Here is a 24,213-nt window from a genome sequence, read left to right as displayed (position 1 = left end):
CGGCTACGCCCCGTAGACTTGCTCCACGATCGACGCGATCAGCTCCACGGAGAGCGTCACGCCGCGCTGCTGGCGCCACGCGACATGCCCGTCCGGCCGGATCAGGAGCGCGCCGTCCTGCTCGATCTGCGAGAGCGCGTGCACCGCGGCCTGGTGACAGGCAGGGATGTCGGCCGCGCCGAGCCTGAACAGCCGGACGCCGTGGCGCGCCTCGACAGCCTCCAGCGCCTCGATGTCCGCGGGCAGCGCCTCGACGGCCGCGCCGAGCAGGAGGATCGACGCGCCGTAGTCGATCATGGAGCGGCTGCCGCGCTGTCTCCTGTTGCCATCCAGCCAGAAATGCGGGAATCGCGCGCCCGGCCGCGTCGACGGGAGGTACGAGGACACCCGATCGTCGACCTCCGGCGGCCTCGTGCCGTCGCCGAGGAGCGCGCCCTCTTCGTACGTGTAGCCGAGATCGAGCCCTATCCTGTCGAAATGCGACCTCTGCTGCGCGATGGCCGCGAGGACGCGCTCTCGCACCGAGGGATCGCGATGGTACCGCGAGAGGATGCTCTCGCCGTAGTGCTGGACCTGCCGTTCGGTCCAGGCGCGGAGCGGGGCAGGCAGCGCGCGCATCGTGGAGCTCGCCAGCTTCTCGTTGACCCATTGAGCCTCCTCGACCTCGATCCCGAAGGCCTCCGCGACCTCGCTCATCCTCTCGAAGTTGAGCCGGCTCTCGTCGCAGTTCGTCTCGATGACCGGGCGGCGCTCGGCCTCGTAGCTGTCGAGCAGGCCGGGCGCGGCCCGCCGCTCGATCACCATGGCGAGCTTCCAGGCCAGGTTGTGCGCGTCGCCGATGCCGGAGTTCATGCCGAGCCCGCCCGTGGGCGGGAAGCGATGGGCGGCGTCGCCGACCAGGAAGACGCGCCCGCTGCGGAAGCGCTCCGCCACCTGCGCTGTCATGCGCCAGTGGCTCATCGAGGTGATCTCGATATCGACGTCGTCCCGCCCGAGCGCCGCCTTGATCTTCTTCTGCATCACCTCGGGCGTGTACTCCTCGATCTTCTCGTGCGGCGTCGCCACGGGGAGGTGAAAGACCCAGCGCTTCTCGACGTGGTGGGCGATGAACACGCTGCCCGGCGCCTTCGGGGAGAAGATGAAGTAGAGCTTGCCCCGGGTGCGGACCACGCGGCGCAGATCCGCCTGAAAATAGGCGTTGACGACGTCGAGCAGCTTGTCCGGGCCCTTCATCTCGATCCCGAGGGCCTTGCGGCTCCGGCTCCCGGCGCCGTCGGAGCAGATGACGTACTGGCTCCGGACCGAGAAGGTCTCGCCCGTCGTCCGGTCCGTGATCCGGCTCGTGACGCCGTCCGCGTCCTGCGCGAAGGACTCCCACTGATGGTGATGGAGCGCCTGGATGCGCGGCGACGCCGAGACGCGCTCGCGGAGGAGCTTCTCCAGCTCGACCTGCGAGATATTGAGGTAAGGCATGGGCGCCTCGAGGTGCTCTCGGTACTTGCGCCCGACGCCGTTGGCGCGCAGATCGATGCAGCCGAACTCCTCGCCGATCGTGCCGCAGAACAGGATCTTGGCGGCGTCCTCCTCCGGCGATGCCTCCGCGGACAGCTCGCCATGACCGAGCCCCAGCTCGTGGAGGATCTCGATCGAGCGCGCCGAGAGCTCGTGGGCCTTGGGGTGATTCTCCAGGCCCGGCCGGCGCTCGATGAGCACACAGTCGACGCCGCGCCTGGCGAGGCACAGCGCGCTCACCATGCCCGAGGGGCCAGCGCCGATGATGAGGACAGGAGTAGAGATAGTGCGATGGCTCATGTGGCAGCCCCTCTCTTGTGACACAGGGAGACGCCGGCGAAGAGCAGGGCTGCGGACGTGCCCAGGTGCAGCATGTTCGGCGGGAGGAAGCCGAGCAGGACCCGGCCACCGGCGTCGAACTCGGCGCCGGCGGCGCTCGTGAAGACGGCCGCCAGGATGAATCCGCCCATATGGAGGGCGCCCAGGAAGGCGCCTGTCCGGACACGCTCCACGGTGCGCGGCGTGGCCGTCCAGAAGAGGTAGATGGAAGCGAGCGCACCGAGGGCGCCGGCGCTGATCTGCCAGAGCAGGTGGAACCTCGCGTGTCCGGGCCAGTCAGGGTTCCGGAGGTGATGCGGATCGAGGATGTCGATCAGCCCGGTCAACAGGCCGTAAGCCACGGCCGACAGGATGCAGAGGGCCTTGCCCACGGCCCACGCCGTGGAGGATGGCGCGCGTTCGGAGCTCATGGCAGAGGGATAAAGCACGTGAATCACGTGCACAATGGCCATGAGTGGCCAGGGGATGGCCGGAAGTGGCCACGCCCGTAGAGCGACGGTCACCCGCTTCGGATACGGGCCCACCTCGGCGTTTTCGGTGCTCAGCGCACCGGAGTGCGCTTGCGCGCCGAAAACGCCGATCTGGGCCCGTCTCCTGTGCGGGTGACCGCCGCTCTGCTCGGCATTGTGCAGAGGTGGGGGGAAACCGCTGTAGGAGGGGGGAAGCTCAGGTCATCGTCGGCTGTGCGGGCGCGCCAGGGCGAGCCGCGAGAGGCCGGCTCGTCTGGCCTTCATGACCCATCAGAAGCCCACCACGGCGTCGTAGGCGGGCTTGGGGTTGTGGTTGAGATCGAAGAGCAGGGGGAAGTCCTTGCGCCCCGAGCTGAACTCGGACAGCCAGGTGTTGTCGTCCGCGATGCCCCAGAAGGTGACGCCCGTGATCACGGACTTGTACTTCCGGAACAGCTCGAAGAACTCCCGGTAGCGCGCGGCCTGCTTTGCCTTGAGCGCGTCGGTGAAGGTCGCGGTCGTGTAGAACGTGCTCTGGTTGTACGTCACCCCGGGGATGTACAGCGAGATGTCGAGCTCCGTGACCTGCACATCCAGGCCGAGCGACGAATAGAGCTCGATCGCCTCCTCCATGTTGGCGACGTTCTGGTGATACGCCTGGTTCGTGGTCACCGCGGAAGGCTCGATGTTGAGGTGGGCCTGCAGCCCGACGCCGTGGACCGGCACGCCCTGGTCGAGCAGGCCCTTGAGCATGTTGTAGATGCCCTGCTGCTTCGCGGGGATGTAGTTGTAGAAGTCGTTGTAGAACAGCTTGGCGTCCGGATCGGCCTCGTGCGCGGCCTTGAAGGCCTCCGCGATGTAGCTCTCGCCGAGGATCTCGTGCCAGCGGCTCTTCTGGCCATCGGCCAGGTTGCCCGTGCGGTACGAGCCGTCCTCCATCATGGCCTCGTTCACGACGTCCCACGCGTAGACCTTGCCCCGGAAGTGGCGCACGACGTTGCTGATGTGGTTTTTCATGCGTGTCAGCAAGGTCTGTTTCGACACGGTGCCGCCCGAGCCGTTCGAGAACAGCCATGCCGGGTTCTGGCTGTGCCAGACCAGGGCGTGCCCGCGGACCTTCATCTTGTTGGTGACCGCGAAGTTCACGATGCGATCCGCCGCGTCGTAGGTGAAGCTGTTCTCGTTCCTCTGGAGCGACTCGAACTTCATCTCGTTCTCGGCGGTGACGCTGTTGAAGTGCGTCTTCAGCAGCGCGGCGTGCGTCATGTACGACTGCGAATCCACCGCTGCCCCGATCGGGAAGAGGCTCGCGTACTTCTCCGCGAGGTTCTTGGGGCCTTCATCAGGCATGCCGCCCGTGCCCGCGCCGCCTGTCCCCGCGCCGCCCGTGCCTCCGGACGTAGCGCTGTCCGTGCCGCCGCCTCCACCCTCGTTCGTCTCACCCCCACCGGCCGACGTGCTGCCGCTGCCCCCCGCGTTGCTGCCGCCCGCGCCACCCCCGGCGCTCGCCGATGTTCCGCTCGTTTGAGCCGTGCTCGCGGTGCTGCTGGTGGTGGTGGCGCCCGTGGCCGCATCATCGTCCGGAGTCGACGTGGGCGAGGTGCAGGACCAGAGCAGGCAGCTGAGCAAACCAATCGAAATCAAATTCTTGCGCATCGGTGCGATCCCTCGGACACGCACCATACCCGATACGTGCCGGCGACAGCGAGTCAGGGCGTCCAGCGCCGTTTGTTAGGTAAGACTACTTACAAAGTGTCTCGGTGAAGGTGTTCTTTTCTCCTTCCACACGCGGGTGAACCCGGGCGGGATCCAGCTTTCTCGTGAATGTGCTGTCCCGCTGGCGCAACAGAGCGGCCTGGGTGGAGGATGCATGTGGGCGAGGGATGAGTTGCGAGGACGATGGCGATCGGTCCGCGGGTCGCGCCTGCTGACAAGGGCAGCCGTCGGCGGCCTGAAGCATCCCCTCGAATTTCGGGAGGATTCACAGGGAGGCGGGGAGCAGAGGAGTAAAATCCCATGATTCTCCCTGTCTCCCCGCCTCCCTGTTCAATTTCCCGCTATAACGCCAGCAACACGAGGGGACTTGTCAGCTGGCGGCCTCATCTCGTGGCCTTCGTCCGCGCCCTCGCGGCTCCGCCGCTCTTCGCCTTCGCCGGCGCCTTTGCGGCTCCGCCGCTCTTCGCCTTCGCCCGCGCCGCCGGCGCCTTTGCGGCTCCGCCGCCCTTCGCCTTCGCCCGCGCCGCCGGCGCCTTCGCGGCTCCCGCCTTCCCGAAGCGCACCTCGAACGTCCCGGCGTCCTCCTCCATGAATCGGAGGAGCGCCTCCCCTTCCTCGGCGAGCTGCTCGCGCGCCGCCTTGCCAGGCGCCTCGAACGGCTCGAGCACGAGCGCGGCCGTGGCCTTCTTCCGCTCGATCGTCCATGTGCCGGCCACGAAGCCGTCCACGAGGAACGTCGGCAGGATGCGCAGGTTGGCGGACAGGACGATCCGCGGGCGATGCTCGTCCGCGATGACCCGCGTGCGGTCGTCGTGCGCGAGCAGGAGGTTGTCGTAATCCGGTAGAAACCGCGCCGGCGCGGCGGTGTCCGCGGGCGGCCGCGGCGCGTCGGGCAGGTCGAAGAGCTCCCGGCCTCGCTCGTCGCGGAACACGCAGAGCTGCTCTCGCAAGGCGTGGAGCACCTCCTTGACGCGGGTCAGGCCGGACCACGTCTGCACGTCGGCCGCTGTCGCCGGGCCGAACGACGCGAGGTAACGGAGCACGAGCGCCTGCGGCGCGCCGCCGTCGCGGAGCAGTTTGCCGAGCCAGGACGCCGCCGGGGCGAAGTCCGCTGTTCCCGGGTATCCCCACGGGGTCTCGCCGGGCACCTGGACGACGGGCAGGTGCATGCGAACCGCGAGGGCCATGGCCCGCACGTCGCCGTCGGCGTAGAGCTCGGCCAGGTGATCGCGCAGCTCGTCCATGGTCCGCGGCTCCGCGTCGAAGTACGCCCGCGCCTCGTCGACCAGCCGAGCGACGTCGAGGGTGTCCGCGCGCTCGCGGAGGACCGACCGCATCCCGGCGTGGAGCACCGGCGCGATGACCGGGTGCAGATCCAGGTAGTCCCTTGCGCTCACGAGGTGCAGCGTGCCGCGCAGGAACGGCGCCCGGACGACCTCGCGGCGCACGACGAGCTGGACGAGCTGCTCGCGCCGGAACGCCGCGAGCCGGGACCAGAGCCCGATGAACGGCGGCCGCGCCAGCTGGGCCTGGAGCGCGATCAGCCGCTCGATCCCGTGGACGGCCGAGGTCTGCTCCCGCGCGAGCAGCATCTGCCGCGCGAGCGTGGCCCGGTTGAGGTCTCTTCGTGTCAGCGTCGGGGCAGGCATGCAGCCCGCGAGCTTACTCGAAACGAGGCTCTTCCTCTATCGATCGCCCGCTGCTCCTGGCCAGAGCCGCAGGTCGCGCGCCTCACGTCTGGATTCAGGGGTGAGGACGAGCGAGAACACCGCCGCCTCGTCGCGATTGGGTCAGAATCGATAGAGCACGTTGTCCTTGTCGCCAGAGACATAGATCGTCCCTGACGGGCCCACGGCGACGCTGCTCAACGCATAGGTCGGCACCGTCCCCGTGACCGCCTCGAGCCCCACCTTGAGGTGCTTCTTCACGACCCACGTGTCCCCCATCGACGGGTCCACGCGCAGCAGGCGGCGCTTCCCGACCTCCACGACGAGCAGGGTGCCGTCCAGATCGACCGCCATGCCTTCCGGCTGATCCAGGCCGTCGGCCACCACGAGCGGCGGAGAGAGCGTCACGCCCCCCGCCGCCACATGGAGGATCTGGCCCGTGGCCCAGTCGGCGGCCCAGAGGTCACCTCCCGAGACCGCGAGGCCCGAGGGCACGGTCATCGGCGCGAGCGTCACGGGGCCGCCGGCCGTCTGGCGGGCGACGCGCGCCGCGCCGGGCCCCGCGCCGAGCTCGGCCACCACGACATCTCCCTGGAACCGGACCGCGTTGAGCGGCGAGACGAAGTTGCTGTACGTCTCGAGGACCGTCGCCGTCGCCGGGTCGTAGGTTTGAACCACGCTGCTGAACCACGCGGTCAAGATCAAATTCGAGCCGTCCGCCGACACCGTGGCAGGCGCGTGAAACTCCGATTGGCCGAGGAACGACCGCTCGACGCCCAGCGGAGCGCCCGTGTCTCCATCGAACTTCCGCAGCGACGACAGATCGGCCACATAGACCGACTCGGCTCCTCCTTCGGTCGTCACGGCCACGCCGCCGGGCATGATCATGCCGCCCGGCATGATCGTGCGCTCCTGGCCGTTCGGCCTGATCCGGACGATGAAGCCGTCGCTGGCGCTCGACACGTAGAGATTGCCTTGCGGGTCGAAGGCGAGGTTGTCGAGCCCCGGCGTGAGCTCCGCGATGACCTCCTTCTCGCCCGTCTCGATGTCGATCCGCACCACCTCGCCGTTCTGGTCGACCACGTGGAGCCGGCCGAGCCCGTCGAACTTGGCCGCCGCGGGGATGAAGAAGCCGTCCGCGACCGTCTGGAGATCGCACTCCACCTCCGGGTCGACCGCGCCGGTGCAGGAGTCGACATCGATGCTGATCACCCTGCCTTGCGTCCAGATCGGCCCGTACAACCTGCCGTCGGGCCCCCAGTCCATGCCGTTCAGGAAGCCGAGGTTGCTCGCGATGTGGCGCGGCGGAGCCGACAGCTCCGGATCGACCTCGTAGAGCCCGTCACCGAAGAAGTCGAGCGCCACGAAGAGCCGCCCCGTATCGGAGAACGTGATGGGGTTGACGCCCGGCGCGACGAACTGCTCGGTGATCGCGCCGGACGGCGCGTGCCGCACGACATTGCCAGGGATGAGCGAGGTCCAGTAGAGCGAGCCATCCGGGCCGAACGTGAGGTCGTCCGGGCCATCGATCCCGTCCGACGCGTCGAGCCGATCCACGATGACGCCGCTCTTGCGGTTCACGATGGCGATCTCATTGCCAAGGAAGCTCGCGACGTACAGCCGACCATCCGGCCCCACATTCATCCCATTGGTGCCGTGCATCGGCGACCCCTCGGCGAGGACCGGCCGCTTCGCATGCGCCGGCGGCGAGGCTCCCAGAAGCACCGTGCCAGCGAGCCCGAACGCAAAAAGCCTGTGCATAAGCTCTCCTTCAGCGCCGCGCCTGGACCGGCACACCCAAGGATCACGATGACGTCAGGCGCGAAACCAGCGCGACGGCGCGAACCTCCGGCGGACTTTGTAGCCACGCGGGGTTGTTCTTACGCTAACATAATCAGGAGCCTTACCCAAGCCTAAAATTCATGCAATGGATGCGGACGCGCCGGCATCGTCAGCGTCGCCGGCATCGCCGGCATCGTCCGTTCCTGGGTGGCCATCCCGCGCGGCGCGCGCCGCGTGACACCCGAGCCGGCGTGGTGGTATGCGTCGGAGTCGATGGCTGCCAGCATCTGCCTGCCGGCGTACAACGAAGTCCGCACCATCGAGGCGACCCTCACCGAGCTGTCGCGGCTCGGCCCCGAGGTGGACGAGATCCTCGTCTGTCTCAACGGGTGCACGGACGGCACCGAGCGTGTCGTCGAGGCGTTCCGGGGGCGGGAGCCGCGGCTCACCGTCATCGAGAGCGAGCTCGGAAAGAACAACGCATGGAACGCCCTCGTGGCCCGGGCGCGCAACCGTCGCCTCGTGTTCACGGACGCGGACGTGCGCCCCGCCGAGGGATCCATCTCGGCCCTGCTGCGCGCCCTGGAGCGCTCTCCGCACGCCGCCGTCGCCGCGGCCTTCGAGCAGCCGCGCGGGACGCCGCCGCCGCCGCTCGGCACCGTCCTCCGCCTGCTGACGACCAGCCTCGGTCAGGACTACATCTCCGGTCGCCTCTATGCCATCGATCGCGATCGGCTGGGCGCGGTGATGGCCGATCGTGGGCTCCTGCCTGCCGGGGCGCTCCCTCGGCTGCCCGTCGACCTCGTGACCGAGGACTCGTGGCTCACGGCGCTCGTCGCCGGCGACGCGCTGGTCGTCGTCCCCGAGGCGCCCATCCACTTCGAGGTGGACAGCATGGCCGACGTGGTCCGCGCGCTGGCGCGCAATGCCGCCGCGAGAGAGCAGCTCCGCTCGAGCTACCCGGAGCTCTACAGGCGCGACGGCGCCCGCCTGCTCTCGGCGCAGTCGGCGCCAAGGATCCTCCTGGACCGGCTGAGATCGGCGCCGGGTCCTTTCGCGGTCACGCGCGGGCTCGGAGGGATGGCCCTCAGGGCTGCGATCCACCGCGTGCTCGGAGAGCGGATCCGGGCGCAGCGCGATCGCATCCTGGCGGACGTCAGCGCCGGCCGCGGCGGGCGCGTCATGGCCACCTCCGGCCGCCTCCCGTCGAAGGGCGGCTGAGCGCCCGTGTCCCGGCAGGGCGCCCCACCGGGCGTCAGACGCGCGGGCGGAACCAGTCGATCGTGCGATCGAGGCCCGAGTCCAGATCCACCAGAGGACGCCAGCCGAGCAGCTCGGTGGCCCGGGAGATGTCGGGCCTGCGCCGATGGGGATCGTCGATGAGGGCATCGGTCATCGTCAGCTTCGCGCGCCCGCCGGTCTTGCGGATGATGAGCTCGGCGAGGTCCTGCATCCTCGTCTCGGCCGGATTCCCGAGGTTGACCGGCCCGGTCAGGTCCTTGGCGTTCATCACGCGGACAAGCCCCTCGATGAGGTCGCTGACGAAGCAGAACGAGCGCGTGCGGTGGCCTCCGCCGTACAGCTCCAGCGCCTCGCCGCGCAGCGCCTTCACAACGAAGTTGGCGATGACCCGGCCGTCGTTCCGGTCCATGTTCGGGCCGTAGGTATTGAAAATGCGCACGATGACGGTATCGACGTTGCGGGTCTGGCGGTACTCCCAGAAGTACGTCTCCGCGACCCGCTTGCTCTCGTCGTAACAGGCCCGAGGCCCGATGGGGTTGACGTTCCCCCAGTAGTCCTCGTGCTGAGGGTGGACGAGCGCGTCGCCATAGACCTCGGAGGTGGAGGCCTGCAGGACCCGGGCCCCCAGCTCCTGCGCCAGGCGGAGGACGTTGATCGCGCCGAACACGTTCGTGTTGAGCGTGTGCACCGGATCAGCCCGGTACTTCACGGGCGACGCCGCGCAGGCCATGTTGTAGATCTGGTCGACCTCGAAGCGGAGCGGCTCGCTCACGTCGCAGCGGTGCAGCTCGAACCGCGGGTTCTTCAGCAGCGGCCCGAGGTTCTCGTCACGCCCCGTCACCATGCTGTCGACGCAGATCACGTGGTGCCCGTCGGCCAGGAGCCGCGCGCAGAGGTGCGATCCGAGGAAACCAGCCCCACCCGTGACCAGGATTCGCTTGCTCGCACTCATCGGAAAAATACCTCCTTGACGCGCTGTTCGGTAAAGCTCTGGGCCGTGGCGCCGTGATTGGTCGAAATCTCCTTACCATAGGAAATAGATATTACAAAGACCGGATGACATCTGGAGGCGAGTTCTTTATCATGCAGCGCGTGCACCGCTCACCTCGTTACCTGGGCTCGCTCGTCCGCGCAAAGCTCGCCCGCGAAGCGCGTCCAATCTGGGTGGATGTGTGTGTTACCAATCGATGTCATCTGAGCTGCGAGTACTGCTACGGCGACTACCACCACCGGCACGACGACATCGGACAGCTCAAGGTCGAGCAGCTGTTCGCGATCGTGGACGAGGCGGCGGCGCTGGGGACGGCGGTCCTGACGCTCACGGGCGGTGAGCCGATGCTGCACAAATCCATCGGCCGCATCGTCGAGCGAGCGGTGAGCCGAGGGATCTCGGTGGGAATGGTCACCAGCGGATTCCGGGTCAAGGAGCGTGTGGACGAGCTCGCCAGCTTGAGCTCGATCGTCGTGAGCGTCGACGGTCCGGAGCCGATTAACGATCTGAACCGCGGTCAGGGGACCTTCGCCGTGGCCATGACGGCGCTCGAGGCGTGCCAGGCGCGCGGGATTCCGCGCATCGTGAAGGCGGTGCTGAACCGCCGGAACAAGGACCAGGTGCCCTGGCTTTTCGAGCTGGCGGGCCGCTTCGGCGCGCGGCTCGAGGTCGTCATGACCTACGCCCCGCAGTCCGATCGGCAGCTGCGCATGCACGGCGACAACTCCCTCGACGCGGGCGAGCGGCAGGCCCTGGCGGACGCGCTGCTCGATCACAAGCGCCGGGGGGCGCCGATGGTCTTCCGCGAGCGCGTCTGGGAGAACATGGCGCGCTGGTGGAAACACCACGAGGGGGATCGCGTCACCCGGGAGGAGCGGCGGGAGCATTTCGAGTACCTGCCGTGCAGCGCGGGCCGGTACTACGCCTTCATCGACGGCGACGGCCGCATGTACCCATGCAACCAGCGGCTCGCGGACTTCCCCGCCAAAAGCGTGCTCGAGGTCGGCGTCCGGGCCGCGTGGGAGCACCTGCGCGATCACGGCTGCTTCGCCTGCGCGGCGCCGTGGCTCAACCAGCAGCACCTCGTGAGCAGCGAGCAGCTCCTCGCGCGCAGCCTGGGGCGCGAGCTGCTGGCGCGGGTCGCGCGTGCCTGAGCGGACGCTCGCCATCGTCGTGCTCGGCGGCTCGCGCGGGATCGGGCGGGCCATCGTCGCGCGCGCGCTCGCGGAGGGGCACCGGGTGTTCGCCGGCGCGCGGGACGAGCGCGCGCTCCTCGCGTTGCAGCAGAGCGCCGCGCCCGAAAACGCTGGCCGGCTCGGCACGGGCACGGTGGACGTCGGCGACGACGCCTCCCAGCGCGCCTTCTTCGGCGCGGCGCGCGCGTTCCTCGGCGGGATCGACGTCGTCGTCAACAACGCCGCCCGGGAGGGCTACGGGCGCCTCGACGAGATGACGCTCGAAGAGGTCGAGGCGATCGTCCGCACCAACCTCCTCGGCGTCATCCTCGGATGCCGGCACGCGGCGCAGGCGATGGGGGACGGCGGAGGCCACATCATCAACGTCGGCTCGGAGGTCTCGTTCCGCGCCGTGCCCATGAAGAGCGTCTACTGCGCCACGAAGTTCGCCGTCCGCGGGCTGAGCGACGCGCTCGATCTCGAGCTCGCGCCCCGGGGGATCCGGGTCTCCCAGGTGCACCCCGGGTGGGTGGACACGGGCCTGCACGAGGACGAGCGGCGGCGCCGGGGCTCGGTGTCCCGGCCGCACGACGGCGGCGTCCCGGTGGAGCGGGTCGCCGAGAGCGTGGCCGCGCTCTGGCGCGCGCCGCGGGCGCAGGGCGGCGCTCCGCTGCGGCTCCGCCTCCGCAGCGTGGTGGGAGAGCTCTTTCCGGCGTGGGCGCGGTGGCGGACGCGCCGGGCGTTCGGGGAGCAGCTGAGAGAGGGCTGAGGCGAGACGGCAGGGCGGGGGAACCGCCGCGACGCCGGACCGGAGACCACCAGGAGGTTTTCTTGACCTGTGCAACGACGTCCTTCCCTCAAGGTGCAACCGCGCCGCCTCCTCCGCTGGATCCGGGCGCCCCCGTCGTCGTCGAGGGCCTCGACGCGGTGGGGGAGGAGCTGCGGCGGGCGCGCGGGCGGGCGCAGGCCGTCGCGATCGCGTCGCGGGACCTCGAGTGGCTCGCGGCGCGCCTCGGCCTGTCCGAGCGGACCGCGGAGGGGCTCCCGGTGGTCCGGTTCGGCTCGGGCGAGCGGGGCGGCCTCGACGCCGCGGCCACCCGGGCCGTCGAGACGCTCGTGGCCCTGTCGGTGCTGCTCGGGGGCGCGCCGCTGTGGCTGACGATCGCGCTGCTGATCCACCTCGAGTCCCCGGGCGGGCCGTTCCACATCGCCCCGCGCGCGGGGCTGCGCGGGAAGCCGTTCCGGTTCTTCAAGTACCGGACGATGCGGACGCAGCGCCGGGACGGCGAGGACAGGGGCGACGCCGCGCGGCTCTCGGTCATCCGCGGCGAGATCCCCGGCTTCGTGCGCGACGACGGGGTCGTCATCCCCAAGGACCCGAGGGATCCGCGCGTCACGCGGCTGGGCGGCGTCCTGCGCTGGCTGTGCCTCGACGAGATCCCCCAGCTCCTCCACGTCCTCACGGGCGACATGGCCCTGGTGGGGCCGAGGCCCTACCCGATGGCGGAGTTCGACGCGCTCAAGCCGTGGCACCGCCTCCGGACCGAAGGCCGGCCCGGGATCACCGGCCTGTGGCAGGTCGTGGCGCGCAACCAGGTGACCTTCGACCAGAGCGTCATCCTCGACATCTACTACCTGACCAACGCCAGCTTCTGGGGCGACCTGAAGATCATGGCGGTCACGCCGCTGCGCATGCTCTTCGGCGTGGGGAGCTACTGACGCCGTGCGCCGGGTGATCGACGACGCCGTGAAAGGGCCGCTCCCCGGCCGCTCAGGAGGCCCCGAGGTGGTCCCTGACGCGAAAGAGGACGATCACCTCGCCGGCCACCAGGCCGAGCGTGACGACGAGCTTCACCGCGGCGGCGCCGGCGGCGCCGTGCGCGGGCACCGCCCACAGGTCGCCGGCCGCGATGAGGAGCACGGTGGCCGTCCAGAGGGCCGCGTACGGGCGCTGCTGGCCCGCGGCGAAGAGCATCGGGCCGATGGCGAGCTCCGGCACCATCCACACGAGCGCCGTGGTCAGGAGCTGCAGCGGCAGCACGGCGCTCGCGTAGTCGGGGCCGAACACGAGCCGGACGAGCGGCCCGCCCATCCACCACACGACGGCGCTCATGAGCGCGCCCGCGGCCATGAGCCCGACGAAGGTGAGCGTGGCGAGGCGCCTGCGGGCGCTCGCGGAGCGGCTGGCGACGAAGGCGGGGAAGACCGCCGCGCGCACGACGCCCGGCAGCATCATGGCGCCGCCGATCATGCGCTGGACCGCGCTCATGTCGCCGACCGCGTGGGGGGTGCTCATCCAGCCCAGCATCAGGAGATCGAGCTGGAAGTAGAGGGGGCTGGCGACCATCACCACCGCGAGCGGCCCGGCCTCACGGAGGAAGCCCTGCGGCAGCGCCGCGCCCTGGCTGGACCACTGCCGGCGCTCGAGGAGCTGGGCGGCGAGGGCCAGGGCCAGCGCGAGGGCGACCAGGTGGCCCGCGACGAGGCCCCACGCCAGGCCGAGCGCGCCGAGCCCCGAGAGCAGCGCGCCCGTCCCCAGCCCGAAGGACGTGACCGCCATGGTGACGGCCACCAGCACCTCGCGCTCCATCCGCTGGTGCCCGCGGAACACCTGGTTGAGCATCTCGACGAACGAGGCCATCAGCCAGGCGGCCGTCAGCAGCCACACGAGCGTCCGGCGTGGCGAGGCCGCGCCCGCGAGGAGGCCGACCACGAGGCCGGCCGCGCCGGCGGCCAGCGTCACGGCGAGCTTGAGACGCACGAGCGCGCCGATGGGAGCGCCGGGATCGCGGGCCACCTCGCGCGCGATGAACAGGTGCAGGCCGAGGTCCGCGAGCTCGCCGAGCAGGAAGCCCACGGCGAAGGCGTAGCTGTAGTCGCCGAAGCCCGCGGGCCCCAGGAGCCGCGCGGCGACGACGGCGAGGAGCATGCGGACGCCGCGCGAGACGAGATCGCTCGCGGTCTTCAGCGCCATGCTGCCCGAGACGCTTCGCCTCGCCGGCGGCGGGGCGTCCTCGCGGAGCGCCGACGACGTCATGGATGGAGGAGATCCTTCACCGGAGGTCGCAGCGCGCGCATGCCGCTCCCCTATCGCCCCGATCGCGGTGCGGTTCAACTTCCCGTCGGCGGTCACGTGGAGCGGCGGGGCGCCGCGCCGCGCGTGAAGGATCCAAGTCAGGAGAGGACCACGTGAAGACCAGCACGGATGGCAACGTTTCGTTGGTGCAGCTCAGGCGAAAGGAGTCGCTGGTATCGGCGGACATCGAGCCGCCGGAGATCCTGCTCGAGCGGGCCCTCGCCCTGGCGGTGCCGGCCGCGCGCCCGGCCGCCGCGCCGCGGCCCCACGGCCGGACCCGGGAGCTCACGCGCCGGGGCGTGCTGTGGCTCGGGCAGACGTGCAACCTGCGCTGCCACTTCTGCTACTTCCTCGATCGGATCGAGGACAAGGAGCACCCCGAGCACCCGTTCATGTCGCTGGAGAAGGCGCAGGAGATCTGCCGGACCCTCGTCGAGTTCTACGGGAACAACGCGATCGACATCCAGGGCGGCGAGCCGACCATCTGGCGCGACATCCATGCGCTGATCCGGTACTGCGCCGGGATCGGCCTCGCGCCGACGCTCATCACGAACGCGCTGGTGCTCGACAAGCGCGACAAGGCGCAGCAGTTCAAGGACTCCGGCGTCGCCGACTTCCTTGTCAGCGTCCAGGGGCTCGGGAAGGCGCACGACGTGGCCGTGGGCGTGAGCGGCGCGCACGTGCGCCAGATGCGCGCGCTGAACCACCTCATCGCGCTCGACGTGCCGTTCCGCGTGAACTGCGTGATGTCGAAGCTCGCGGTGCCGCAGCTCCCGGCGATCGCGAGGCTCTCGGTGGAGCTGGGGGCGCGCGCCGTCAACTTCCTCGCCTTCAACCCCTTCGCGGATCAGCGCAAGGAGGGCGCCCGCACCGCGGAGAACGTGCCTCGTTATGGCGACCTGCGGGGCCCGCTCGACGAGGCCCTGGACGTGCTCGCGCAGGCCGGCGTGGAGGCGAACGTCCGGTACCTGCCCCACTGCATCGTCCCCGAGCGCCACTGGCCGTCGGTGTACAACTACCAGCAGCTCTCGTACGACCCGCACGAGTGGGATTTCGCGAGCTGGACCTGGACCAACAAGGGCCCGCAGCGGATGCGGGCCGGCGCGGTGTCGCCGCCCGTCCCGCTCGGCGCGCGGCCGCGCCTCGGCCGGCTCCGGCAGCCGCTCCTCCGCCTGGCGGACGCGATCGACCTCCGGGGCCGGATGCTGCGCGCCGACACGAACCCGCGGCTCGGCCCTGTGATGAGGAAGCTGGAAGGGCTGTCCTACCGGCTCCTCCGCCGCCGCGGGGATCGCGACGCGGCCTACCGCCACGACGCGCTGAACCGCGTCGAGCACAACGGCTACCAGAAGGGCGCGGGGTGCCAGCGCTGCGCGCTCCGCGACATCTGCGACGGGTTCCACGGCGATTACGTCGCGATGTTCGGCACCGACGAGGCGCGGCCCGTCCTCGATCGCGCGCCGGTCAGCGATCCTCGCGCGTTCATCAGCGCGCAGGACAAGGTGGAGCCGGCGAGGGGAGAGGCATGACCGTCGCTCCGCCCTCGAGCGCGCCCCGGGTCGACGTCCTCGGCGTCCCGGTCACGCGGCTCTCCTTCGAGCAGCTGCTGCGCCGCCTGGACGAGGCCCTGCAGGCGGAGCGCGAAAGGCCCGACTACTACACCTACGTCAACGCGTACTGCGCCACGCTGGCGGCGCGCGAGTCGCCGTACCGCGCCTCGGTTTCGCAGGCCGACGTCGTGTACGCCGACGGCATCGGGGTGGTCTGGGCGGCGCGCCTGCTGGGCGGGCCGTGCCCGGAGCGCATCAACGTGGGCCCGGTCGAGCTGGGCCGGATCGTGGACCTCTGCGCCGAGCGCGGGGCCTCGGTCTTCCTGCTCGGCGGCGCGCCCGGGATCGCCGACGAGGTCGCGCGCCGCCTGGTCGCGGAGCGCCCGGGGCTCCGGATCGCCGGCGTTCACCACGGGTACTTCGCCCCCGAGGAGGCGGCGGCGGTGGTCCGGCAGATCAACGGGTCGGGCGCCGCGTTGCTCATCGTCGGCCTGGGCCCGCCCAAGCAGGAGCTCTGGGTGAGCCAGCACCTCGGGGCGCTCCAGGTGCGCGCCACCTGGTGTATGGGGGGGCTGCTGGATCAGGTGGCGGGCGCCGTCGCGTACCCGCCCGAGTGGGTGCGCCGGAGCCACGTCCAGTGGCTCTACCGCCTGGCGGTCGAGCCGCGGCGGCTCTGGCGGCGGTACCTGCTCGGCATCCCGGAGTTCATCGGCCGCGTCGTCCACCAGCGCCTTCGTCCGGAGAGACAAGCATGAGCGACCAGCGACCCTTCATCCCCATGGTCTCGCCGCAGGTGGACGAGCCGGACGCGATCGCGGCGCAGATCGCCGACGTCCTGCGCTCGGGGCGGCTCAGCAACGGCGGCCCGCTCACCGAGGGCTTCGAGCGGGCGATCGCTGCGTTCCTCGGCGTCGAGGAGGCCGTGGCCGTCTCGAACGGCGCCGTCGCGATCAGCCTCGCCATCGAGGCCGCGGCGGTGCGGCGGGGCAGGGCGATCCTCCCGGCCTTCACCTTCATCGCGACGCTGAACGCCGCGGTGCACGCGGGCTTCGAGCCGGTCTTCTGCGACATCGACCCGGAGACCTGGACGCTGGATCCGGGGCACCTGCGCCGCCTGCTCGCGGAGCGCGGCGCGACGCTGGTCCTGCCGGTCAACGTGTTCGGCGTCCCGCCCGATCTGGCCGCCATCGCGCGCGAGGCCCGCGGCGCGGGCGCGGCCGTGATCTACGACAACGCGCACGGCATGGGCACCGAGGCGGCGAGCCGGGAGGCCGAGGCGCTCCTCACCGCGACGACCTACTCGCTGCACGCCACCAAGGTCCTCGTGGCCGCGGAGGGCGGCGTCGTCGTCTCCCCGGACCGGGAGATCAGCGCGGCGATGCGCCGGCTGCGCAACCACGGGCTCGCGCAGCCGCTCTCGGCGTCGGTCCCGGGGATGAACGCCAAGCTGGACGAGCTGCGCGCCGCCCTGGCGCTCTCGTCGCTCCGCCGGCTCCCGGAGGCGCTGGCCCGCAGGCGGACGTACCTCGACCGGCTGCGCGCGGCCCTGTCCCGGCACCCGCAGGTGTACCGCACCCAGCGCATCCCGCCGGGCGTGAACCCCAACGGGCAGAACCTCGGCGTCGGGTTGATCGACGCCTCGATCGACGACGTCATCGCGGCCTTCGCGCGGCGCGGCGTCGAGGCGCGCCGGTACTTCTACCCGCCGCTGCACGCGCTGGACTGCTTGCCCGCGGGCCTCGCCCTCCCGAACACGGACCGGCTCTGCGCGGGCCAGGTCTGCCTTCCCCTGCACGGCCGGATGAGCGAGGAGACGCTCGAGCGCGTCGAGGCCGCCATCCACGGCGTCGCGGAGGAGCTGGAGGCGCGGCGGCTGCTCGCGCGCTCCTCGAGGCCCGCGCTCCTGGGCGCCACGTAGGGGCGGCTCCAGGGATCCGACGCATGCGCATGGAAGGAGCGTGGGACCGCCTGAGCACCGCGGCCGGCGTGATCGGGCTCGTGGCCTTCGTCGTCGCCGCGTTCACCCCGGTCGCGGCGCCGCTCGATCGCTGGATGGCGTCGGCGCCCGACGCGGGGCAGGCCGACGCGGTGGTCGTCCTCGGCGCGGACGTCGATCCGGACGGGCGGCTCCCGGAGGATTCGCTCCGGCGCGCCGTCGAGGCCGTCGCGCTGCACCGTGAGGGGCGAGCGCCGCTCGTGCTGATGCTCGGCAGCCGCAACGGGCCGGCCAGCGAGGCCGAGTCGCGCGCTCGCCTCGCGCAGGGCCTCGGCGTCCCCGCGTCGGCCCTGCTCACGGAGCCGCGCGGGCTGACGACCGCGGTGGAAGCCGAGCGCAGCGCGGAGCTCCTGCTGCCCAGGGGCGCAAGGAGGATCCTGCTCGTCACCGGCGCGCACCGCATCGCCCGCGCGCGCCGGCTCTTCGAGCGCGCGGGCTTCGAGGTCCTCGCCGCGCCCGTCCAGGAGGGGTCGCCGGCGTCGAGCTTGCCGGGGGAGCGCCTCTCGGCGATCGGCCGGCTGCTCCAGGAGCTCGCGGCGCGCGCGCTGTCGCGGCTCCGCGGGGAGGTGTAGCGGTGCCGGACGCGCTCTACATCCTGGGCGTCGTCGCCGCCACGTCCTGCGTGGTCTACGCGGCGGGGCGCCGCCGGGGGATGCGCGCCGGGCTCCTCCCGCCCGCGCTCCGGCGCGCGATCCGCTGCGTGGGCGTGTGCCTCCTGTTCTGGGGCGGCAACGTCGCCGTCGGGGCGGCGGTGGCCCTGCTCGTGCGCGGCCTGGGGCTCGGGTTCATCTGGCTCTACGTCAACACCGACGTCTCCGTCCTTGTCCTCTCCGCGCTCCAGGCGCTGGCCTTCGAGTCGTGGCGCATCGAGCACGAGCGGGAGCGCGCGGCCAGCGCCTCGCGCACCGACGATCCCCCCGGATCCCCTGCCGCGCCTGGGCCGGCACATGAGTCCCCGCATCGGGTAAAAGGAGCGAAGCGATGAGCACTGCAGCCGTTGAGGAGCGTCCGGTCTCGAGCCGGTGGAGCGACAGGGCGCTGCGCCAGACGGCCGGTTACTACGGGCTCTTCATCTGCCTGGGCCTCATCACGGCGATCACCGGGCCGACCCTGCCGGACCTGGCGCGGCAGACGGGCTCCAGCGTCGGGGACATGGGCTCGCTGTTCCTCGGCGGGGGGGTTGGTTACACGCTCGGCACGCTCTGGGGAGGCAAGCTGTTCGATCGCGTGCACGGGCACAACCTGCTCGGGGGAGCGCACCTGATCGCCGCGGCGTGCCTCGCTGTCATCCCGGCCGTGCCGTGGTTGTGGCTGCTCGTGGTCGTGGCGTTCTGCCGGGGTCTCGCGGAGGGGCTCGTCAACACGGGCGCGAACGCGCTGCTCCTCTGGACGCACGGGGAGAAGGTCAGCCCTTACATGAACGGGCTTCACTTCTGCTTCGGGCTGGGCGCGTTCCTGTCGCCGCTCCTTGTCGCGCGCGTCCCGGTCGCCTGGGGCGGTTACCACGCGGCGTACTGGGCCGTGGCCGCCTTCTCGGCGCTCGTCGCCCTGGGCGTGCTCTCGATGCGACACTGTCCCGAGCCTCAGGAAAAGGCCGGGAAGGACGCCGCGGCGAAGGGCGCGGATCGCGCGCTGCCCCTCCTTCCGGTGCTCGTCGCGGTGGTGTACCTGTTCGCCTACGTCGGCGGGGAGATCTCGTTCGGGAGCTGGATCTACACCTATGCCCTCACGCTGGGCGTCGTCTCGGCGACCGGGGCCGCGTACCTCACCTCGGGGTTCTGGCTCTCGTTCACGATCGGGAGGCTTCTCTCGATCCCGGTGGCGATCCGCTTCACGCCGCGCCAGGTCATCCCTGTGGGGCTGGGCGGCTGTCTCGTGCTGTCCGCGATGATGCTGGTCCTGCCGCCCACGAGCGCGCTCCTGTGGGGTGTCGCGCTCGGGCTCGGGCTCTTCATGGCGCCGCTCTGGCCCAGCGGCTTCACGCTCGCGGGGCAGATCGTGCCCATGACGGCGTTGGTGACCGGGCTCGTGCTGGTCGGCGACAGCCTCGGCGGCATGGTCCTCCCGGCCCTCACAGGCAAGCTGATCGAGGGGGTGGGCCTGGAGCGGCTGGCCTACTCGCTGCCGATGCTCGTGTTCGGCAGCCTCGTTGTCTGTGCCCTTTCTTATCTCGTGCTGCTCGCCCTCGACAACAAGCGAGGAGGGGAGGCGGCGAGCGCCGCGCGCGACGGCGCTTTGCCGTGAGGCGGGGATGGATGTGCGGCTGTGGGGCACATCTGACAAAGAGAAATTGAACAGGGAGACGGGGAGGCGGGGAGATTCAAGGTATTTTAACTCCCCGTCTCCCCGCCTCCCTGTGAATTTCTCCGAAAAAATTCGAGAGGAGGCTTGAGGGCGCGCCTCTCCTCATGTCGCCGTCACGGCACCTACGGTGGGCTCAGGGTGTCCGATACCCCTGCGCCGGGTCGCGCAGGGCGCCGCAGATGCCTCCGAGCGCCTCTCCGACCTCCGGGGACCAGCCCAGGCCGCGCAGCCTCGTCGCGTCGAGGGCGGCGTCCATGGCCAGGAAGCCGGCGATGGGGCCGTGCGCAGCGAGGGCTTCCGCGAGGCTCCACGAGCCCACGGGGACCCCGGCGGCGTCGCCTATCGCGGCGAAGAGCGCCGCCATGGGCTCGGGTGACGCCTCGGCGGCATGGAATACGCCCCTTGCGTCCGACTCCAGCAGCATCGCGTAGGCCACCGCCAGATCCCGCACGTGGACGGTGGACCAGCGGTTCTCGCCATCGTCGATGGTACGCGCCACCCCGGCGGCGCGCGCGCCGTGCACCAGGCCCGCCACCGGACCTCCGCCGTCGCCATAGACGATCGGCGGCCGCACGACCAGGCCGCGGACGGCCTTCGCGCCGAGCACGCGCGACTCGGCCGCCACGAGCCACTCGAGCGCTCCGCCGGGGTTGACGCTCTCTTCCTCCGACACCGGCACCCGCGAGGAGCGCGCGCGCGGCGCCCCGGTCGTCGTGATGAAGACGCCGCCGCTCATGGCCGAGAGCATCGCCGTCACCGCCGCCTCGTCCGTGGCGGGGCGATCCTCTCCTGTCGTCGCCGCGGTGTGCACAACCCCGTCGCCGGCCGCTGCCGCGCGCGCGAGCACGTCGACCTGCGATAAACTGCCCCAGATCGGCTCCGCGCCAGCGGCCCGCACCTTCGCTGCCGACGCGTCGCTGCGCGCGAGCCCGCGCACCCGGTGGCCGCGCGCGACCAGGGCGCGGGCGACCGCAGATCCGATGAAGCCGCTCGCGCCGGTGATGAAAACGTCCATGGTTGCCTCCTCGTGACTCGGTGGCTGAACCATGGCGACGGACCGGGGGACCCTCCATGTGATAGCGTCCAGCGCTCTTTTGTGATCGTCCAATGCCCGATGTCCTGACAGCGCTTCTCCGCCACGTGCGCATCGAGACCAGCCTCTTCGGCCGCGTCGAGCTCGGCGCGCCGTGGGGGGCCCGTATCGGCCCCCGAGAGGTCGTCCTGCTCCACCACCTCCTCGAAGGCGAGATGTGGCTGGAGCTCGACGGCCGAGAGATCCGCGCCGGCCAGGGCGATCTGCTGCTGTTGCCCCACGGCGTCCCCCACTGCCTGAGGCACCGGCCGGGGGCGGCCGTCGTCGACGAGGAGCGCTGGCTCTCACCGCCTCGGCCGGGCGCGCAGACGGTGCGGCGCCGGCTGGGCGGCGAGGGCGCGAGGACGGTGGTGCTCTGCGCTGCCATGCACGTCGCGGGTGCCGGGCGGTCGCTGCTGCTCCGCGCGCTGCCCTCCGTTGTGCTCCTCGACGGCGGGGCCGGTGAGCCGGTGCCCGGTCTCGGCCGGCTCCTGGATGGCATCCGCGACGAGGTGAGCGGCCGGCGGCCGGGCGCGCCGGTCATGGCCGCGCGCTTCGCGGAGCTGCTCCTCCTGCAGGCCATTCGCGCGGAGCTCGAGCGCCCCGCGCCTCCCGGCTCCTTCCGCGCGGCGCTCGCCGACGAGCGCGTCGCCCGCGCCCTCGACGCGCTCTACAAGGCCCCGGCCCGCGCGTGGACCGTGGCCTCGCTCGCGCGGGAGGCCGGCATGAGCCGCTCGGGCTTCGCCCTCTCCTTCCGCGAGCACGTGGGAGAGGGCCCCCTCCGCCACCTGACGCGCTGGCGCATGGAGCTCGCGAAGGAGACGCTGCGAGAGCGCCCCGGGCTCGCCCTCGCCGAGGTGGCGTCGTCCGTGGGCTACCACGACGAGGCGGCCTTCAACGTCGCATTTCGCCGGGAGGTCGGGATCCCGCCGGGGGCGTACCGAGCCGAAGGCGGAGAGCCGCGCTCCTGAGCTTGCGCGAGCACGTCGCCTCTCGGACGACCGCGCTACCGGGGCGAGGGGGCCACCCCTGAATCCACGGTGTCACGACGCGGCCGCCATCCCCCTCGCTAGGGCGAGGCAGGTGGCTTTGGCGCGGCAGGTTCGGCATCACGCAGCATAGGTACGGTAAAGGATGCGTCAAAACCGTCGGCATGGATATGGACCTGTTTGATCCATGGCTGTTTCCCGTGGGCCGTCACCATGAGCACGTGCGTCCCCTTGTCGATCGGCCGCGGCGTGTTCCACGCTTCCTGTCCTAGCTGCTGTCCGTCGCGTGTGACCTTCAGTCCGGGCAATGCCGCCACCGGGTTCGGTATGACAACCCTGAGAGTCGCCACGCTGGCCTGCGGCGCCGCGACATTCACGCCGGCTGCGGCCGGTTGCTGGTTCTGAGGCACATTCGTCGTTGGTGGGTTCGGATTCGCGGTAGGAGTGCTCGCAGGTACGTTCGGCGGCAAAGCACGCTCGGTGATGGATATAGGCTTGGCGTAGGGCTGTGAAGCAGGAGTTTGCGCCTTCATGGGAGGCGGTGCGGACGGCTCAGCGGTCGCAGCGGGTGGCTCAGCGGTCGCAGCGGGTGGCTCGGCGGTCGCAGAGGGTTGTGAGGAGCCAAGCGACACGCTCTCGTCCGCCAGTCGCGTTACCGAGGAGACCGCCGACGCGCTGGGCGCTCCAGTTGCGGCGAGCGTCGTCGTTGCGAGCAGGCCGGATTCCTCCGCCTGGCTCGTCGAAGCCTGATCGCGGAGCATGGCGACGCCAAACCATAGAGCGCCCCCAACCAGCAACGCACCCAGCACGGGTGGGAGCGTCCTCGACGTCCTCGATCGAACCGCAGGCGTGTTGACGGGCGCAAGGAAGGTGCTTCCGTCCTGACTACGCCGGTGCGTCGCTCGGCGCAATGTCGGGAGAGGCACCGTGCTGTGCTGCTCCGCCGCACGCTGCGCGGCGCCGACCAGCGTGGGGAGCGGCACCGTGCCGTTCTGCTCCTGCGCACTTTGCGCGGCGTTGATCGGCGTTGGAAGCGGCCGCTTGCTGCTCTGCTCCGGCGGACGCTGGACGGCGTCTTCCACAGGGACGGTATCGTCGAGCGCATGCGAGGACGGCGATGAGCGCGGAGCCTCGTACACGCCAGGCGACGATGCCGGCCGCTTCGATGTCCTCACGCCGAGCACCGTCGCCAGCGCGGCGACCGCGGTGCTCGCTCGGTCAAAGCGGTGCTCGGCACGCGGCGCCGTGGCTTTTTGAAACCACGCATCGAATGCAGGCGGCAGCCCAGCGCCGCGCCGGCGCTGGGCGCGGTGGCTGGGCGATTCGACCACACCCCCGAGGACCGTCGACAGAAATGGAAAGATAGCCTCGTGAAGGTTTGCCTCCTCGGCCCAGTACGGCTCTCCGGTGAGGAGCGCGTAGGCGATGTGGCCCAGCGCGTAGAGATCGGCGCGGGGGTCGATCTCGCGGTCACCCCGGATCTGCTCGGGCGACATGTACAGCGGCGTGCCGAGCGCCTGGGTGGTCCGAGCCTTCTGGCTTTGCTCCACCACCTTGGCAATGCCAAAATCAAGGATCTTCACGCACGGTGAATCGTCGTCACGGCGGGTGACGAACATGTTCTCGGGCTTGAGATCGCGATGGATGATGCCCGCGGCGTGCGTCTTGTCGAGCGCGCGCGCCACCTGCTGCAGGTAAATCACGACCTCACCCGGCGGCAGCGCCTTCTGCTTCCGAACAAGCGCTCCGAGCTCCTCGCCTCGAAGCAGGTCCATCACCAGGAAAGGCGTCCCGGTGGCCTCGTCGATCCCCGCATCGGAGATGCGGACGATGTGCTCGCTCTCGATGTCACCCGTGACCTGTGCCTCGAGCTCGAAACGGCTCCGGAGATCAGGATGCTCGACCAGGTCCGGAAGCATGACCTTGAGAGCGCGGCGGCTCCGAGTCTTCTCGTCCGTGACCTCGTAGACTGCGCCCATGTTCCCGGCCTTGATGCGGCGGATGACGCGGTAGCGCCGGTGAAACAAGGCGCCCGGATGGAGGTCGACAAGGCTAGGGGGGTCCACGCGCTTCCTCTACCGGGCGTAGAGCGAACTGTAGGTGTCGCTACGTGTCAACCCCTTCCGAACTGAGCATCGTGCAGGGAGTACCCCGAGGTGTTCGGACCTCTCGTCCTGGGCCAGCCGGCGGCCACGAAGCTCGCCGCCGAGGGACGCGAGCGCGACCCGAGCCCCGAGGTTCTCTGCCTCGCTGCGCGCATCGCACCGTCCCGGGCGGAGACGGAGGCGCGCGCGCGGATCCAGACGCGCTTGCCCGCGTAGCTCGCCGGAGGATGCCGCGGCGCCATTGTTCT

20 protein-coding genes are annotated in these 24,213 nt (G+C 70.7%); 11 read left to right on the top strand and 9 right to left on the bottom strand.

Annotated elements, in window-relative coordinates:
* Positions 1-3: 3 nt before the first annotated feature.
* From WME97_RS35515 to WME97_RS35495, 5 genes are all read right to left on the bottom strand, one after another.
* Entirely contained in the window at positions 4-1,812 is a 1,809-nt protein-coding gene (locus tag WME97_RS35515) for an FAD-dependent monooxygenase (RefSeq protein ID WP_437544280.1), read from the bottom strand.
* Positions 1,809-2,261: a hypothetical protein gene (locus WME97_RS35510; protein ID WP_437544278.1), complete on the bottom strand. Its 453-nt coding sequence runs from the start codon at positions 2,259-2,261 to the stop codon at positions 1,809-1,811. The genes WME97_RS35515 and WME97_RS35510 overlap by 4 nt, the downstream gene beginning before the upstream one ends.
* A gap of 330 nt (positions 2,262-2,591) precedes the next feature.
* Entirely contained in the window at positions 2,592-3,956 is a 1,365-nt protein-coding gene (locus tag WME97_RS35505; RefSeq protein ID WP_437544276.1) for an endo-1,4-beta-xylanase, read from the bottom strand.
* A 443-nt stretch (positions 3,957-4,399) separates the two neighbouring features.
* Complete coding sequence (locus tag WME97_RS35500) at positions 4,400-5,665, bottom strand: winged helix DNA-binding domain-containing protein (protein ID WP_437544274.1); 1,266 nt, start codon at positions 5,663-5,665, stop codon at positions 4,400-4,402.
* Between the two features lie 141 nt (positions 5,666-5,806).
* On the bottom strand, positions 5,807-7,444 hold the full coding sequence (locus WME97_RS35495) for a hypothetical protein (RefSeq protein WP_437544273.1): 1,638 nt from the start codon (positions 7,442-7,444) through the stop codon (positions 5,807-5,809).
* A gap of 294 nt (positions 7,445-7,738) precedes the next feature.
* Here WME97_RS35495 and WME97_RS35490 point away from each other — a divergent pair, with 294 nt between their 5' ends.
* The gene (locus WME97_RS35490) at positions 7,739-8,686 is read left to right on the top strand and encodes a glycosyltransferase family 2 protein (RefSeq protein ID WP_437544271.1); all 948 of its coding nucleotides are present in this window, start codon (positions 7,739-7,741) and stop codon (positions 8,684-8,686) included.
* A gap of 34 nt (positions 8,687-8,720) precedes the next feature.
* Here the strand turns inward: WME97_RS35490 and WME97_RS35485 are convergent, their stop codons facing one another.
* Positions 8,721-9,659, bottom strand: a complete 939-nt coding sequence (locus tag WME97_RS35485; protein ID WP_437544270.1) for a UDP-glucuronic acid decarboxylase family protein — start codon at positions 9,657-9,659, stop codon at positions 8,721-8,723.
* A gap of 53 nt (positions 9,660-9,712) precedes the next feature.
* Here WME97_RS35485 and WME97_RS35480 point away from each other — a divergent pair, with 53 nt between their 5' ends.
* From WME97_RS35480 to WME97_RS35470, 3 genes are all read left to right on the top strand, one after another.
* Positions 9,713-10,852, top strand: a complete 1,140-nt coding sequence (locus WME97_RS35480; protein WP_437544268.1) for a radical SAM protein — start codon at positions 9,713-9,715, stop codon at positions 10,850-10,852.
* Complete coding sequence (locus tag WME97_RS35475) at positions 10,845-11,642, top strand: SDR family NAD(P)-dependent oxidoreductase (protein ID WP_437544266.1); 798 nt, start codon at positions 10,845-10,847, stop codon at positions 11,640-11,642. The genes WME97_RS35480 and WME97_RS35475 overlap by 8 nt, the downstream gene beginning before the upstream one ends.
* Positions 11,643-11,704: 62 nt before the next feature.
* On the top strand, positions 11,705-12,592 hold the full coding sequence (locus WME97_RS35470; protein ID WP_437544264.1) for a sugar transferase: 888 nt from the start codon (positions 11,705-11,707) through the stop codon (positions 12,590-12,592).
* 52 nt (positions 12,593-12,644) lie between these two features.
* On the opposite strand, the gene WME97_RS35465 is transcribed toward WME97_RS35470, so the two are convergent.
* Positions 12,645-13,910 carry an oligosaccharide flippase family protein gene (locus tag WME97_RS35465; RefSeq protein ID WP_437544262.1) on the bottom strand — a complete coding sequence of 422 codons (1,266 nt, stop codon included), beginning with the start codon at positions 13,908-13,910 and terminating at the stop codon, positions 12,645-12,647.
* Between the two features lie 152 nt (positions 13,911-14,062).
* On the opposite strand from WME97_RS35465, the gene WME97_RS35460 reads away from it, so the two are divergent.
* From WME97_RS35460 to WME97_RS35435, 6 genes are read left to right on the top strand one after another with little or no spacing between them, the layout of a single operon-like run.
* A complete protein-coding gene (locus WME97_RS35460; protein ID WP_437544260.1) occupies positions 14,063-15,478 on the top strand; it encodes a radical SAM protein in 1,416 nt (471 codons plus the stop codon).
* The gene (locus WME97_RS35455) at positions 15,475-16,254 is read left to right on the top strand and encodes a WecB/TagA/CpsF family glycosyltransferase (RefSeq protein ID WP_437544258.1); all 780 of its coding nucleotides are present in this window, start codon (positions 15,475-15,477) and stop codon (positions 16,252-16,254) included. Before WME97_RS35460 ends, WME97_RS35455 begins: the two co-directional genes overlap by 4 nt.
* Positions 16,251-17,417, top strand: a complete 1,167-nt coding sequence (locus WME97_RS35450; protein ID WP_437544256.1) for a DegT/DnrJ/EryC1/StrS family aminotransferase — start codon at positions 16,251-16,253, stop codon at positions 17,415-17,417. Before WME97_RS35455 ends, WME97_RS35450 begins: the two co-directional genes overlap by 4 nt.
* 23 nt (positions 17,418-17,440) lie before the next feature.
* The gene (locus WME97_RS35445; RefSeq protein WP_437544254.1) at positions 17,441-18,067 is read left to right on the top strand and encodes a YdcF family protein; all 627 of its coding nucleotides are present in this window, start codon (positions 17,441-17,443) and stop codon (positions 18,065-18,067) included.
* Between the two features lie 2 nt (positions 18,068-18,069).
* On the top strand, positions 18,070-18,480 hold the full coding sequence (locus tag WME97_RS35440) for a hypothetical protein (RefSeq protein ID WP_437544253.1): 411 nt from the start codon (positions 18,070-18,072) through the stop codon (positions 18,478-18,480).
* Entirely contained in the window at positions 18,477-19,739 is a 1,263-nt protein-coding gene (locus WME97_RS35435; protein WP_437544251.1) for an MFS transporter, read from the top strand. The genes WME97_RS35440 and WME97_RS35435 overlap by 4 nt, the downstream gene beginning before the upstream one ends.
* 193 nt (positions 19,740-19,932) lie before the next feature.
* On the opposite strand, the gene WME97_RS35430 is transcribed toward WME97_RS35435, so the two are convergent.
* On the bottom strand, positions 19,933-20,814 hold the full coding sequence (locus tag WME97_RS35430; RefSeq protein WP_437544249.1) for an NAD-dependent epimerase/dehydratase family protein: 882 nt from the start codon (positions 20,812-20,814) through the stop codon (positions 19,933-19,935).
* A gap of 92 nt (positions 20,815-20,906) precedes the next feature.
* On the opposite strand from WME97_RS35430, the gene WME97_RS35425 reads away from it, so the two are divergent.
* A complete protein-coding gene (locus WME97_RS35425) occupies positions 20,907-21,842 on the top strand; it encodes an AraC family transcriptional regulator (RefSeq protein ID WP_437544247.1) in 936 nt (311 codons plus the stop codon).
* 98 nt (positions 21,843-21,940) lie between these two features.
* On the opposite strand, the gene WME97_RS35420 is transcribed toward WME97_RS35425, so the two are convergent.
* The gene (locus WME97_RS35420; protein WP_437544245.1) at positions 21,941-23,926 is read right to left on the bottom strand and encodes a protein kinase domain-containing protein; all 1,986 of its coding nucleotides are present in this window, start codon (positions 23,924-23,926) and stop codon (positions 21,941-21,943) included.
* Between the last annotated feature and the right edge of the window lie 287 nt (positions 23,927-24,213).

Source organism: Sorangium sp. So ce367, from assembly GCF_051520455.1.
GTDB classification, from domain to species: domain Bacteria; phylum Myxococcota_A; class Polyangia; order Polyangiales; family Polyangiaceae; genus Sorangium; species Sorangium cellulosum_B.
The sequence above is the reverse complement of the archived record's forward strand: the minus strand, read 5'-3'. Positions and strand labels throughout refer to the sequence as shown.

Coding starts and splice junctions, on each gene's coding strand:
- WME97_RS35505 (WP_437544276.1), bottom strand. CDS start 3,956: ATGCGCAAGAATTTGATTTCGATTGGTTTGCTCAGCTGCCTGCTCTGG.
- WME97_RS35425 (WP_437544247.1), top strand. CDS start 20,907: ATGCCCGATGTCCTGACAGCGCTTCTCCGCCACGTGCGCATCGAGACC.
- WME97_RS35500 (WP_437544274.1), bottom strand. CDS start 5,665: ATGCCTGCCCCGACGCTGACACGAAGAGACCTCAACCGGGCCACGCTC.
- WME97_RS35510 (WP_437544278.1), bottom strand. CDS start 2,261: ATGAGCTCCGAACGCGCGCCATCCTCCACGGCGTGGGCCGTGGGCAAG.
- WME97_RS35495 (WP_437544273.1), bottom strand. CDS start 7,444: ATGCACAGGCTTTTTGCGTTCGGGCTCGCTGGCACGGTGCTTCTGGGA.
- WME97_RS35430 (WP_437544249.1), bottom strand. CDS start 20,814: ATGGACGTTTTCATCACCGGCGCGAGCGGCTTCATCGGATCTGCGGTC.
- WME97_RS35465 (WP_437544262.1), bottom strand. CDS start 13,910: ATGACGTCGTCGGCGCTCCGCGAGGACGCCCCGCCGCCGGCGAGGCGA.
- WME97_RS35490 (WP_437544271.1), top strand. CDS start 7,739: ATGGCTGCCAGCATCTGCCTGCCGGCGTACAACGAAGTCCGCACCATC.
- WME97_RS35445 (WP_437544254.1), top strand. CDS start 17,441: ATGCGCATGGAAGGAGCGTGGGACCGCCTGAGCACCGCGGCCGGCGTG.
- WME97_RS35450 (WP_437544256.1), top strand. CDS start 16,251: ATGAGCGACCAGCGACCCTTCATCCCCATGGTCTCGCCGCAGGTGGAC.
- WME97_RS35455 (WP_437544258.1), top strand. CDS start 15,475: ATGACCGTCGCTCCGCCCTCGAGCGCGCCCCGGGTCGACGTCCTCGGC.
- WME97_RS35485 (WP_437544270.1), bottom strand. CDS start 9,659: ATGAGTGCGAGCAAGCGAATCCTGGTCACGGGTGGGGCTGGTTTCCTC.
- WME97_RS35515 (WP_437544280.1), bottom strand. CDS start 1,812: ATGAGCCATCGCACTATCTCTACTCCTGTCCTCATCATCGGCGCTGGC.
- WME97_RS35435 (WP_437544251.1), top strand. CDS start 18,477: ATGAGCACTGCAGCCGTTGAGGAGCGTCCGGTCTCGAGCCGGTGGAGC.